The organism is Streptomyces sp. NPDC002698, from assembly GCF_042888945.1.
GTDB lineage: Bacteria > Actinomycetota > Actinomycetes > Streptomycetales > Streptomycetaceae > Streptomyces.
The window spans coordinates 46,016-57,865 of sequence record NZ_JBIAQM010000009.1; the positions used below are offsets into that span (position 1 = coordinate 46,016).

Consider the following 11,850-nt stretch of genomic DNA (forward strand, 5'->3'; position numbering starts at 1 on the left):
CGAGGGATGCCGGGTGCCTCCGGCCGTACCCCGGGTGCCTTCGGCCGCACGCCGGGTGCCGGAAACCGCACGTCGTGTGACGGGCTGCGGGCGGCCCCGGCTCCGGCGTCCGGACGTACTCCCGGCACCGCCTACCCTTGTCCCATGAGCAGCGGCGACCGGAGTCAGGCAGTGGACGTTCAGGAATCCAAGACGTACGAAGTGCGCACCTACGGGTGTCAGATGAACGTCCATGACTCCGAACGGCTCTCCGGGCTCCTCGAAGGCGCCGGTTACGTGCGGGCGCCCGAGGGCGCGGACGGGGACGCGGACGTCGTCGTCTTCAACACCTGCGCCGTACGCGAGAACGCCGACAACAAGCTCTACGGCAACCTCGGCCGCCTCGCCCCGATGAAGACGAAGCGCCCCGGCATGCAGATCGCCGTCGGCGGCTGCCTCGCCCAGAAGGACCGCGACACCATCGTGAAGCGGGCGCCCTGGGTGGACGTCGTCTTCGGCACGCACAACATCGGCAAGCTGCCCGTCCTCCTGGAGCGCGCCCGCGTCCAGGAAGAGGCGCAGATCGAGATCGCCGAGTCCCTGGAGGCCTTCCCCTCCACGCTGCCGACCCGCCGCGAGAGCGCGTACGCGGCCTGGGTGTCGATCTCCGTCGGCTGCAACAACACCTGCACGTTCTGCATCGTCCCCGCGCTGCGCGGCAAGGAGAAGGACCGCAGGACCGGCGACATCCTGGCCGAGATCGAGGCACTGGTCGGCGAGGGCGTCTCCGAGATCACCCTTCTCGGCCAGAACGTCAACGCGTACGGCAGCGACATCGGTGACCGCGAGGCCTTCGGCAAGCTGCTGCGCGCCTGCGGGAAGATCGAGGGCCTGGAGCGCGTGCGCTTCACCTCGCCGCACCCGCGCGACTTCACCGACGACGTGATCGCCGCCATGGCCGAGACCCCGAACGTGATGCCGCAGCTGCACATGCCGATGCAGTCCGGCTCGGACACGGTCCTGAAGGCGATGCGCCGCTCGTACCGCCAGGACCGCTTCCTGGGGATCATCGAGAAGGTCCGGGCCGCCATCCCGGACGCGGCGATCACCACCGACATCATCGTGGGCTTCCCCGGTGAGACGGAGGAGGACTTCGAGCAGACCCTGCACGCGGTCCGCGAGGCCCGCTTCTCGGCGGCCTTCACGTTCCAGTACTCCAAGCGCCCCGGCACCCCGGCGGCCACCATGGAGGGGCAGATCCCCAAGGAGGTCGTCCAGGCGCGCTACGAGCGTCTCGTCGCCCTCCAGGAGGAGATCTCCTGGGACGAGAACAAGAAGCAGGTCGGCCGCGTCCTGGAGCTGATGGTCGCCGAGGGCGAGGGCCGCAAGGACGGCGCCACCCACCGCCTGTCGGGCCGCGCCCCCGACAACCGGCTGGTCCACTTCACCAAGCCCGGCGAAGAGGTCCGCCCCGGTGACGTGGTCACCGTCGAGATCACGTACGCCGCCCCGCACCACCTGCTCGCCGAGGGCGCCGTCCTGGACGTGCGCCGCACGCGCGCGGGTGACGCCTGGGAGAAGCGCAACGCCGCCGAGACCGCCAAGCCGGCCGGCGTCATGCTGGGCCTGCCGAAGATCGGGGCCCCGGAGCCGCTTCCGGTCGCCACGGGCGGCGGCTGCGGCTGCGACTGACCGCGACCGCCGGGGCGGACCGGGCGGTGTGCGGCGATACGCTGCGGCTCATGCTTGTAGCCGCCGCAGTCTGCCCCTGCCCTCCGCTGCTCGTCCCCGATGTCGCCGCGGGAGCGGCCCCCGAGCTGGACGCCGCGCGCGCCGCGGTCACGGACGCGCTGGGCGTGCTCGCCGCGTCCCGTCCCGACCTGCTGGTGGTCGTCGGCCCGGCCGGGAAGAGCGGTCGCGGACCCCATCCGGAGGGCACCCGCGGCTCCTTCAGCGGCTTCGGGGTCGACCTCGACGTGTGCCTCGGCCGTCCGGCCGCCGGCGACGCGAACCGCGACACGGACGGCGCGGGTTCCGGTTCACCGGAACGTGGGCTGCCGCCCTCGCTCGCCGTCGCCGCATGGCTGCTGGAGCGCACCGGCTGGTCCGACGCCCCGGTGGAGGGGCTCGGGGTCGGAGAACCCCTGGAGGCCGAGCGGTGCGTCGAGACCGGCGCGCGGATCGGCGGGCGGGCCGGGCGGGTGGCCCTGCTCGTGATGGGGGACGCCAGCGCGTGCAGGACCCTCAAGGCTCCGGGCTATCTCGACGAGCGCGCGGAGGCCTTCGACGCGGAGGTCGCGCGGGCGCTCGGGGCGGCCGACGTCGCCGCCCTCAAGGCGCTGGACATCGATCTGGCGTACGAGCTGAAGGCCGCGGGGCGCGCGCCCTGGCAGGTCCTCGCGGGCGCGGCCGAGGGCGCGGGACTCGGCGGCGCCCTGCTGTACGACGACGCTCCCTACGGGGTGGGATACCTGGTGGCGGCCTGGTCGTAGGCCGGAGCCGGATGCCCGGCCTACGCGGCGGACGGCCCGGGCGTGCTCCCCGGACTCCCCGCCGCCTCCTCGGACGCACCCGCCGACACGCCGTCACCGGACGCGGCGGACGGCCGGAAGCAGCCTGAGCCCTTCGCGGCCGTCCGCCGATGTGCGGGTCGTTCAGGAAGCCGGGGGCCGGGGCGGCATGTCCGACGGACTCGCGTCCCCGCCGTCGCCCTTGTGCGCGAGGCGGTCCACGGCGTCCTTCGCCTTGCCCGTGCCTGTATGGATCGTGCCGCTGTACTTGTGCTTGGTCTTGTCGTCGACCACCTTCGCGGCCTTGTCGAGACCGTGAGCGACCTTGTGCCCGTGCTGCTGCGCGAGCCCGGAGACCTTGTCCTTGGCGGGCCCCAGCTTGGCTTTCAGATTGTCCATCAGACCCATGGTTCGCCTTCCCTCGCGGGACAGTCAGGTGCGGGAGCCCTTGTCGGCCTCGTTGTCGGCGGCCTCTTCGGGGGTCTGCTGCCGGGGGATGCCGGCGTCCTCCGGGGCGGTGGCCCCGGCGGTCCGAGCCGTCTCCCCGCCCTCGTTCCCGGACGAACCCCCGGCCTCCACCGCTCCCCGCGCCTCGACGGCCGGTGCCTCGACGGCCGGTGCCTCGACGGCCGGCGCCTCCTCGGTGGCCTTCGACCTCCGGAGAAGCCGTTCAAAAACGCCCATATCAGCTCCATACGTTACTCGTGAGGGCGAAATTCCGCGTCGCCCGGTGCGGCCCATTGCGTCGACCGGGTCACCGGTCCTCGGAACCGGCGGCCGGAACCTCGCTTGAGGGAACGAACCCGGAAGCCTGGCGTCACGCTGCTCGTTGCCGGAGAGGTCCCGGGGTTTGCGAGACTGGGACCGTGAGCAGCGCACCCCCCGCACCCCGGGTCATCGCCGTCGTCGGACCGACCGCCGCAGGAAAGTCCGATCTGGGCGTCTTCCTCGCCAGGCGTCTCGGCGGCGAGGTCATCAACGCCGACTCGATGCAGCTGTACCGCGGGATGGACATCGGCACCGCCAAGCTGACGCCCGCCGAGCGCGGCGGCGTCCCGCACCACCTCCTGGACATCTGGGACGTGACGGTCGCCGCCAGCGTCGCCGAGTACCAGCGGCTCGCCCGGGCCCGGATCGACGCGCTGCTCGCCGAGGGCCGCTGGCCGGTGCTGGTGGGCGGCTCCGGACTGTACGTCCGCGGAGCCGTCGACAAGATGGAGTTCCCCGGCACCGACCCCGCCGTGCGCGCCCGCCTGGAGGAGGAGCTCGCCCTGCGCGGCTCCGGAGCCCTGCACGCGCGGCTCGCCATGGCCGACCCCGGGGCCGCCCGGGCGATCCTGCCCAGCAACGGCCGGCGGATCGTCCGCGCCCTCGAGGTCATCGAGATCACCGGCAAGCCCTTCACCGCCAACCTGCCCGGCCACGACTCCGTCTACGACACCCTCCAGATCGGTGTGGACGTGGCCCGCCCCGAGCTCGACGAGCGCATCGCGCGGCGGGTGGACCGGATGTGGGAGGCCGGGCTCGTGGACGAAGTACGCACGCTGGAGGCGCAAGGCCTGCGCGCCGGGCGCACGGCCTCCCGCGCGCTCGGATACCAGCAGGTCCTCGCGGCGCTCGCCGGGGAGTGCACCGAGGACGAGGCCCGCGCCGAGACCGTTCGCGCCACCAAGCGCTTCGCGCGCCGTCAGGATTCATGGTTCCGGCGCGACCCCAGGGTGCATTGGCTCAGTGGGGCTGCGGCGGATCTCACAGAACTCCCGGAACTCGCACTGACGTTGCTCGAACGACCGGTCACAGCCTGATCACGTCATGGCATCGGGACGCTCCGGCCGTCATCCGGGCCTCCGGCGCCGTGCCATCATCAAGCTTCGATCGACCAGTGAAGTCCGAGTTGGGAGGGCGCGTGGCGATGGAGGCCGGCCCTCGCGACACTGCACGAGGCACTGAGTACGGTGCTGATCGGGACGGAGTTCGTCTGAGTATCGATCCGGACGCCGACCTCGGCGTCGAGGCGGAGCTGGGCGGAGAGCGACTGAGCTCCGACGGCCCCGAGGACGCCCCCGGCGGGGTGATCGCCGACGGCCCCGGCCCCGGTGAGATGTCCCCCGAGCCGGAGGTCGAGGTCGAGCTGCGCCCGCAGCGCCTGCTGCGCATCTGGCAGCTCGCGCCCATCGTGGCGCTGGCCGCGACGGGCTCCCTGATGTTCGCCTTCCCGCTCGCCTTCGAGTTCGGCGACGGCGGTGCCGTGGTCGCGATGCTCGGCCTGCTGATCTGCCTGTGCGCCGCCGGCTGGGGCCTGATGGCCGCCCGCCGGGTCGGCTACGCGCTGCCCGGTTTCCCGCCGCGCGGCTCCGGCCGACGCGCCGACTGGCGGGTGGTGCTCGCCTACGTCGTGATCGTCGCCGCGGTGGCCGTGCTCGCCGTGGGACGTGTGGCCCGACTGCGCTGACCCCCGGCCCGCTCCACGGCGGACCACCGCGCGCCGGTGCCGGTGCGAGCGCCGTCCCGGCACCCGCACCGCGCGGGCAGGGCTGTCGTGGCGACCCCGTACGATCGAGGAATGAGCACGCGGATCGCCTTCCTCAAGGGCCACGGGACCGAGAACGACTTCGTGATCATCCCGGACCCGGAGAATCTCCTCGACCTGCCTCCCGCCGCCGTCGCCGCCCTGTGCGACCGCCGCGCGGGCATCGGCGGAGACGGTCTGCTGCACGTCGTGCGGTCCGCCGCGCACCCCGAGGCCGGGGAGATGGCGGCCGAGGCGGAGTGGTTCATGGACTACCGCAACGGCGACGGTTCGGTCGCCGAGATGTGCGGCAACGGAGTCCGCGTGTTCGCCCACTATCTCCACCGGGCCGGACATGTGGCCGAAGGGGACACCACGATCGCCACGCGCGGCGGCGTGAAGCCCGTCCACATCGCCAAGGACGGAGACGTCACCGTCGGCATGGGCAAGGCGCGCCTCCCCGAGGGCGAGGTCACGGTGAGCGTCGGCGAGCGCAGCTGGCCCGCGCGCAACGTGAACATGGGCAACCCGCACGCGGTCGCCTTCGTGGACGATCTCGCGCACGCCGGCGATCTCCTCGCACCGCCGCCGTTCACCCCGGCCTCCGCCTACCCGGACGGGGTCAACGTCGAGTTCGTCGTCGACCGCGGGCCGGGCCATGTCTCCCTGCGGGTCCACGAACGCGGCTCGGGCGAGACCCGCTCCTGCGGCACGGGCGCCTGCGCCGTGGCCGTCGCCACCGCCCGCCGCGACAACGCCGACCCCGCCGTGACCGGCACCCCGGCGACGTACACCGTCGACGTGCCCGGCGGACGCCTGGTCATCACCGAGCACGCGGACGGCGAGATCGAGATGACGGGCCCCGCCGTGATCGTCGCCGAGGGCGAGATCGACGCGGAGTGGCTGGACGGCGCGCTGCGCTGAGCCGCGGGGGACGGACGTCGTACGTCCTTGCCGTCCCTTCCAGAAAACCGAAACGGTAAACCCCAAAACCTTCGCTCGATCGGGTGATCCGTTTCACGCTCGGCGAGAGGCGGTCAGCCGGGCGTGGTGGGGTCGGTAGCATCAAGCACCGGCCCGGACGGGGGATCGACACCATCCCCTGAGCCGAGTACGCCATGGGGCACCCGTCCGCCGGTCTGACGCAGCCGGAGGTGCCCATGAGTGCGGAGGCGACGAATCCCGCGAAGCCAGGCCCTGCCACGCCCGCCGACCGGCGCCCGGCGTCGCTGGAGCCCGGGGTGCCCCCGGCGCACCGCAAGAAGGCACGGGCCCGGATCGACCTGCGCCGGCTCGGGCGGGCCGCGCTGCTCGGGCCCGCGGCCCGCGACCGGCTGCCGGACGCGATCGGGCATGTGGCCGAGGCCCACCGTGCCCACCATCCCGACGCCAAGCTGGAGCCCCTGCGCCGGGCGTACGTGCTCGCGGAGTCCTCGCACCGCGGCCAGATGCGCAAGAGCGGCGAGCCGTACATCACCCACCCGCTCGCCGTGACCCTGATCCTCGCCGAACTCGGCGCGGAGACGACGACGCTGACCGCCTCCCTGCTCCACGACACCGTCGAGGACACGGAAGTGACGCTCGATCAGGTCCGTGAGGAGTTCGGCGACGAGGTCTGCTACCTGGTCGACGGCGTCACCAAGCTGGAGAAGGTCGACTACGGCGCCGCCGCCGAACCGGAGACCTTCCGCAAGATGCTCGTCGCCACGGGCAACGACGTCCGGGTCATGTCGATCAAACTCGCCGACCGGCTGCACAACATGCGGACCCTCGGCGTCATGCGCCCCGAGAAACAGGCGCGCATCGCCAAGGTGACCCGGGACGTGCTCATCCCGCTCGCCGAGCGCCTCGGCGTGCAGGCGCTCAAGACCGAACTGGAAGACCTCGTCTTCGCGATCCTGCACCCCGAGGAGTACGAGCACACCCGGGAGCTGATCGTCGAGAACGCGAGCCGGTCGGACGACCCGCTGGCGGAGATCGCCGAGGAGGTGCGCGTCGTCCTGCGCGACGCCGGCATCCAGGCCGAAGTCCTCATAAGGCCGAGGCACTTCGTCTCCGTGCACCGTGTGTCGCGCAAGCGCGGCCCGATGCGCGGCGCCGACTTCGGACGCCTCCTGGTGCTCGTGAACGAGGACGCCGACTGCTACGGCGTCCTCGGCGAACTGCACACCTGTCTCACCCCGGTGGTCTCGGAGTTCAAGGACTTCATCGCCGTCCCCAAGTTCAACCTGTACCAGTCGCTGCACACGGCCGTCACCCGCGGCGACGGCCAGGTCGCCGAAGTCCTCATCCGAACCCACCAGATGCACAAGGCCGCCGAGGCCGGAGTCATCGCGCTCGGCAATCCCTACGTTCCGCCGTCGGAGGAACAGCCGGACGGCGGAGGCGAGCGCCCCTTCGACGGCGAGCGCGCCGACCCCACCCGCCCGGGCTGGCTCTCCCGGCTGCTCGACTGGCAGCAGGGCGCCCCGGACCCGGACACCTTCTGGTCGACGCTGCGCGAAGACCTCGCCCAGGACCGTGAGATCACCGTCTTCCGCGCCGACGGAGGCTCGCTCGGCCTGCCGGAGGGCGCCAGTTGCGTCGACGCGGCGTACGCGCAGTACGGCGAGGACGCGCACGCCTGCATCGGCGCCCGCGTCAACGGCCGCCTGGCGACACTGAGTACGGTCCTGAAGGACGGCGACACCGTTCAACTGCTCATGGGCCAGGACCCCGCCTCCGAGCCCTCCAGGGAGTGGCTGGAGCACGCGCACACGGCCGCCGCGCGGATCGCCATCCAGCGCTGGATGGCCACACACCCCGCACCCGGCGACGAGGAGGCGGCCCGGGCCTCCGCCGCCGGCCCCCGGCCTCCCGTCGCGGCCCCGCCCCGCCCCGCCGAGACGCAGACCGCCCGCCCGGCGAGCGCCGTCGCCGACCCGCCCGGCGCGTCCGTACGCATGGCCGGCTGCTGTACGCCCGTACCTCCCGACGAGGTGACCGGCTTCGCTGTCCGCGGGGGAGTGGTCACCGTGCACCGCGTGGAGTGCGCCGGAGCGGCGCGCATGAAGAGCGCGGGGCGCCCGGAGGTGGGAGTGCGCTGGGGCGACACCACCGAGTGCCGCGTCACCCTGGTCGCCGAGTCGTTCGGACGCCCGCATCTGCTCGCCGACCTCACCGAGGCCATCGCGGGAGAGGGGGTCGCCATCGTCTCCGCGACCGTCGAACCCCCGAGCCAGCAGCGGGTACGCCACACCTACACGCTCCAACTCCCGGACGCGGCCCACCTCCCGGGCCTGATGCGCGCGATGCGCAACGTGCCGGGCGTGTACGACGTGAGCCGCGCCCAGCATCCGGCGACCGCGGCACAGTAGACCGGGCTTCACGCGGTCGTCCGGCGGCGCGGGCGGAAGCGGCGGCCCGGGCGGCCGGGCACGGGTGCCGGGTCCGGCGGCCGCGCGCTGCCCCCAAAGAGTCCCGGGACCTACTCGTTCGGGTGGGCCGGGTGCGAGTCGGCCGCGCGGAGGAGGTGCGCGCTGGTAGCCGTGGTCCATGCCGCACAACCCCACCCCCACGCCCGCACGCCCGAGAAGCCGCCGCGTCACGGCGGCCCTGCTCGCCTCGGCCGTCTCCGTCTGCCTGATCGCCGCGAGCGCCCCGGACCCGGCCGGGCCCCTGGGGGTCGGAGACCGCCTCTTTCCGACTCTCGGCAACCCCGGGTACGACGTCGAGTCGTACGACCTCGACTTCGTCTATCCCGGCCGCAACGACAAGCCGCTCACCGCCGTGACCACGATCGACGCCGTGACCACCGAGTCGCTCGACCGCGTCAACCTCGACTTCGCGCACGGAAGCGTCCGGTCGGTCGAGGTCGACGGAGCTCCCGCCCGCTTCACCGAGGCCGGCGAGGATCTGGTGGTGACGCCGGCCGAACGGCTGCCCGCCGGGAGCCCGGTGCGCATCACCGTGCGGCACACCAGCGACCCGGTGAGCGCGAAGGGACAGGACGGCGGCTGGGTACGGACCAAGGACGGGCTCGCGATGGCCGGTCAGGCCGACGCCGCGCACCTGGTCTACCCGTGCAACGACCACCCCTCCGACAAGGCCGTGTTCACCGTCCGCGTCACGGCCCCCGACGGGTACACGGTCGTCGCCAACGGACTGCCCCGAGGCACCCGCCGGGCCCACGGCGCCACGACCTGGACGTACCGGACCGAGCACCCCATGGCCACCGAGCTGACCCAGGTGTCCATCGGCCGCTCGGCCGTGCTGCACCGGCGGGGGCCGCACGGCCTGCCCGTCCGGGATGTCGTCCCGAGCGCCGACCGCGCGGCGCTCGAACCGTGGCTGCGCAAGACCCCCGGCCAGATCGCCTGGATGGAGAGCAAGGTCGGACGGTACCCCTTCGAGACCTACGGGCTGCTGATGGCCCAGGCGCAGACCGGCTTCGAGCTGGAGACGCAGACGCTCTCGCTCTTCGAGAAGGAGCTCTTCACCCAGCCCGCCTACCCGAAGTGGTACGTCGACTCGATCATGGTGCACGAGCTGTCGCACCAGTGGTTCGGCGACAGCGTCACCCCCCGCACCTGGTCCGACGTATGGCTCAACGAAGGCCACGCCACCTGGTACGAAGCGCTGTACGCCGAGGAGAAGGCGCACAAGCCCATGGAGAAGCGGATGAAGGCCGCCTACCGGCTGTCCGACTCCTGGCGCGCCACCGGCGGCCCGCCCGCCAGGCCCAAGGGACCCAAGCCCGGCCAGAAGATCAGCATCTTCCGGCCGAACGTCTACGACGGCGCGGCCCTGGCCCTGTACGCGCTGCGCCAGGAGATCGGGCGCGCCGACTTCGAGCGCCTGGAGCGCACGTGGGTGAGCCTCAACCGCGACGGCGTGGCCTCGACGGCCGACTTCGTGGACCTCGCCTCCGCCGTCGCCGCACGGGACCTGAGCGGCTTCTTCAAGGCGTGGCTGTACGCCGCGAAGACACCGCCGATGCCGGGCCACCCGGACTGGAAGAGCGACGCGCCGAAGGGACGCAAGAGCGCGTGAGGCCCGCGCAGGGGGCCCCGGAGCGAGGGGAGCGCCCCCGGAGCGCCGGGACCGGGCCCGCCGCGGCACCCCGCGGGCAGCGATGCCCGCGGGTGTCCGGCGGGTCACGATAAGTCGCGTGACGGGCCAGGGCGTGCCGTGCGACCATCTTCGAGCCGGCGGCGCGGCCCCCCATGAAGGGTTGGTCCGGCCGGAACCGGGAATCTCCCGGTGGCCACGCGCGTTGTTCCCTCTGCGGGGCGGCATCCGTCGGCCCGCGGCTCACCCCATCTACGTAAGGATCCAATGACCTCCTCTTCTTCCCCTTCCCAGGACGCGCAGACTTCCGCGCAGAACTACCCCGAAGGTCTTCGGGCCGATGCCCTGATGGAAGAGGACGTCGCCTGGAGCCACGAGATCGACGGAGACCGGGACGGCGAGCAGTTCGAACGCTCCGAGCGCGCGGCCCTGCGCCGTGTGGCGGGCCTCTCCACCGAGCTCGAGGACGTCACCGAGGTCGAGTACCGACAGCTCCGTCTGGAGCGCGTCGTCCTCGTCGGTGTCTGGACCTCGGGGACCATCCAGGACGCGGACAACTCGCTGGCCGAGCTGGCCGCGCTCGCGGAGACCGCGGGAGCGCTCGTGCTCGACGGCGTCGTCCAGCGCCGTGACAAGCCCGACGCGGCCACGTACATCGGTTCCGGCAAGGCCAACGAGCTCCGGGACATCGTGATCGAGACCGGCGCCGACACCGTGATCTGTGACGGTGAGCTGAGCCCCGGCCAGCTGATCCACCTCGAGGACGTCGTCAAGGTCAAGGTCATCGACCGTACGGCCCTGATCCTCGACATCTTCGCCCAGCACGCCAAGTCCCGCGAGGGCAAGGCGCAGGTGGCGCTCGCGCAGATGCAGTACATGCTGCCGAGGCTGCGAGGCTGGGGTCAGTCGCTGTCCCGTCAGATGGGCGGCGGCAAGGGCGGCGGCCTCGCCACCCGTGGTCCCGGTGAGACCAAGATCGAGACGGACCGGCGCCGTATCCGCGAGAAGATGGCGAAGATGCGCCGGGAGATCGCGGAGATGAAGACCGGCCGCGAGATCAAGCGCCAGGAGCGCCGCCGCAACAAGGTGCCCTCGGTCGCCATCGCCGGTTACACGAACGCCGGCAAGTCGTCCCTGCTCAACCGTCTCACGGGCGCGGGCGTCCTCGTCGAGAACGCGCTGTTCGCGACCCTCGACCCGACCGTGCGCCGGGCCGAGACCCCGAGCGGGCGGCTGTACACGCTGGTCGACACGGTCGGATTCGTACGCCATCTGCCGCACCACCTGGTCGAGGCGTTCCGCTCCACCATGGAGGAGGTCGGCGACTCCGACCTGATCCTGCACGTCGTGGACGGTTCGCACCCGGCACCGGAGGAGCAACTGGCCGCGGTCCGCGAGGTCATCGGTGACGTCGGCGCGACCAAGGTGCCCGAGATCGTCGTGATCAACAAGGCGGACGCGGCGGACCCGCTGGTGCTCCAGCGCCTGCTGCGGATCGAGAAGCGTTCCATCGCGGTCTCCGCGCGTACGGGCCAGGGCATGGACGAACTGCTCGCGCTGATCGACAACGAGCTGCCGCGCCCCTCGGTCGAGGTCGAGGCGCTCGTTCCGTACACGCACGGCAAGCTCGTGGCCCGCGCCCACACCGAGGGCGAGGTGATCTCCGAGGAGCACACCGAGGAGGGCACCCTGCTCAAGGCGCGGGTGCACGAGGAACTGGCGGCGGACCTCGCACCGTACGTCGCGGCGCCGGCCCTCCGGTAGGCGACCGGATCGACACCCCGGCGGGCGACCGCCCGGCAT

The 11,850-nt window shown here is 72.4% G+C and carries 10 protein-coding genes; 8 read left to right on the top strand and 2 right to left on the bottom strand.

Features of this window, described 5'->3' with window-relative positions:
• The first annotated feature begins 144 nt into the window (after positions 1–144).
• Positions 145–1,671, top strand: coding sequence for a tRNA (N6-isopentenyl adenosine(37)-C2)-methylthiotransferase MiaB (gene miaB / locus ACFYW9_RS15480; RefSeq protein ID WP_389149746.1), 1,527 nt, complete (start codon positions 145–147; stop codon positions 1,669–1,671).
• Between the two features lie 50 nt (positions 1,672–1,721).
• A complete protein-coding gene (locus tag ACFYW9_RS15485) occupies positions 1,722–2,471 on the top strand; it encodes a class III extradiol dioxygenase subunit B-like domain-containing protein (RefSeq protein ID WP_389149749.1) in 750 nt (249 codons plus the stop codon).
• A gap of 162 nt (positions 2,472–2,633) precedes the next feature.
• Here ACFYW9_RS15485 and ACFYW9_RS15490 read toward each other — a convergent pair whose 3' ends face one another.
• Positions 2,634–2,897 carry an antitoxin gene (locus ACFYW9_RS15490; RefSeq protein ID WP_389149752.1) on the bottom strand — a complete coding sequence of 88 codons (264 nt, stop codon included), beginning with the start codon at positions 2,895–2,897 and terminating at the stop codon, positions 2,634–2,636.
• Positions 2,898–2,921: 24 nt separating this feature from the next.
• Positions 2,922–3,173 (bottom strand): hypothetical protein, encoded by a 252-nt coding sequence (locus ACFYW9_RS15495; protein ID WP_389149755.1) that lies wholly within the window; start codon positions 3,171–3,173, stop codon positions 2,922–2,924.
• A 182-nt stretch (positions 3,174–3,355) separates the two neighbouring features.
• On the opposite strand from ACFYW9_RS15495, the gene miaA reads away from it, so the two are divergent.
• The 6 genes from miaA (at position 3,356) to hflX (ending at position 11,811) form a co-directional block, all read left to right on the top strand.
• A complete protein-coding gene (miaA, locus tag ACFYW9_RS15500) occupies positions 3,356–4,294 on the top strand; it encodes a tRNA (adenosine(37)-N6)-dimethylallyltransferase MiaA (protein ID WP_351868143.1) in 939 nt (312 codons plus the stop codon).
• A gap of 107 nt (positions 4,295–4,401) precedes the next feature.
• A complete protein-coding gene (locus ACFYW9_RS15505) occupies positions 4,402–4,941 on the top strand; it encodes a hypothetical protein (RefSeq protein WP_389150108.1) in 540 nt (179 codons plus the stop codon).
• 111 nt (positions 4,942–5,052) lie between these two features.
• Positions 5,053–5,922, top strand: coding sequence for a diaminopimelate epimerase (dapF, locus tag ACFYW9_RS15510; RefSeq protein ID WP_389149759.1), 870 nt, complete (start codon positions 5,053–5,055; stop codon positions 5,920–5,922).
• A 236-nt stretch (positions 5,923–6,158) separates the two neighbouring features.
• Positions 6,159–8,354, top strand: coding sequence for an HD domain-containing protein (locus ACFYW9_RS15515; protein WP_351868148.1), 2,196 nt, complete (start codon positions 6,159–6,161; stop codon positions 8,352–8,354).
• A gap of 178 nt (positions 8,355–8,532) precedes the next feature.
• Positions 8,533–10,029: a M1 family metallopeptidase gene (locus ACFYW9_RS15520; RefSeq protein ID WP_389149763.1), complete on the top strand. Its 1,497-nt coding sequence runs from the start codon at positions 8,533–8,535 to the stop codon at positions 10,027–10,029.
• Between the two features lie 285 nt (positions 10,030–10,314).
• Positions 10,315–11,811, top strand: coding sequence for a GTPase HflX (gene hflX, locus ACFYW9_RS15525; RefSeq protein ID WP_326785101.1), 1,497 nt, complete (start codon positions 10,315–10,317; stop codon positions 11,809–11,811).
• The last annotated feature ends 39 nt before the right edge of the window (positions 11,812–11,850 follow it).

What these genes read in the sequence shown, in the direction of transcription:
- miaB (WP_389149746.1), top strand. Translation starts at nt 145, where the DNA reads ATGAGCAGCGGCGACCGGAGTCAGGCAGTGGACGTTCAGGAATCCAAG.
- ACFYW9_RS15485 (WP_389149749.1), top strand. Translation starts at nt 1,722, where the DNA reads ATGCTTGTAGCCGCCGCAGTCTGCCCCTGCCCTCCGCTGCTCGTCCCC.
- ACFYW9_RS15490 (WP_389149752.1), bottom strand. Translation starts at nt 2,897, where the DNA reads ATGGGTCTGATGGACAATCTGAAAGCCAAGCTGGGGCCCGCCAAGGAC.
- ACFYW9_RS15495 (WP_389149755.1), bottom strand. Translation starts at nt 3,173, where the DNA reads ATGGGCGTTTTTGAACGGCTTCTCCGGAGGTCGAAGGCCACCGAGGAG.
- ACFYW9_RS15505 (WP_389150108.1), top strand. Translation starts at nt 4,402, where the DNA reads ATGGAGGCCGGCCCTCGCGACACTGCACGAGGCACTGAGTACGGTGCT.
- dapF (WP_389149759.1), top strand. Translation starts at nt 5,053, where the DNA reads ATGAGCACGCGGATCGCCTTCCTCAAGGGCCACGGGACCGAGAACGAC.
- ACFYW9_RS15515 (WP_351868148.1), top strand. Translation starts at nt 6,159, where the DNA reads ATGAGTGCGGAGGCGACGAATCCCGCGAAGCCAGGCCCTGCCACGCCC.
- ACFYW9_RS15520 (WP_389149763.1), top strand. Translation starts at nt 8,533, where the DNA reads ATGCCGCACAACCCCACCCCCACGCCCGCACGCCCGAGAAGCCGCCGC.
- hflX (WP_326785101.1), top strand. Translation starts at nt 10,315, where the DNA reads ATGACCTCCTCTTCTTCCCCTTCCCAGGACGCGCAGACTTCCGCGCAG.